The following is a 413-nucleotide window of genomic DNA, read 5'->3' as shown; positions in this document are numbered from 1 at the left end:
TCTTTGATCCGGCCTAAGGCCATGGCTAACATGACACAGAGTGCCAGTCCACAACGCAGCTTCATTTTAGCCATTCCCCGAATTGTATGAAGTTCAAAGCCGAAAGAAGTATCAAGCCGGCTGTTCACGCGCTCTACAGCTGTACGTCTGTTGTATTCTTTTTTCCACTTATAGCTCGATCGATCAATGGGTGTAAAAATACGCCTGTCTTCAGATAATGAGATACGGAGCCCTTGTGCCACGGGGCATTGAGCCTTGCCTTCACATGTCACTCCCATTTGTTTCGCCGGGCAAAGTTTTTTTAGTTTCTGGCGGTCTTTCTCAAATCCCCCGTTGCACATTTCCCGTTGTTTACCTGTTTCAGGGCATACGCAGGATACGGTTCCTTTGTAGTTATAAACGACGTTTTCCTT

At 46.7% G+C, this 413-nt stretch carries 1 pseudogene; it reads right to left on the bottom strand.

Features of this window, described 5'->3' with window-relative positions:
* Positions 1–413: pseudogene (locus tag IC21_RS14430) on the bottom strand (DDE transposase); the annotation flags it as partial.

Source organism: Heyndrickxia coagulans DSM 1 = ATCC 7050 (assembly GCF_000290615.1).
Taxonomy (GTDB): domain Bacteria; phylum Bacillota; class Bacilli; order Bacillales; family Bacillaceae_C; genus Weizmannia; species Weizmannia coagulans.
This window is presented reverse-complemented; position numbering and strand designations above follow the sequence as displayed.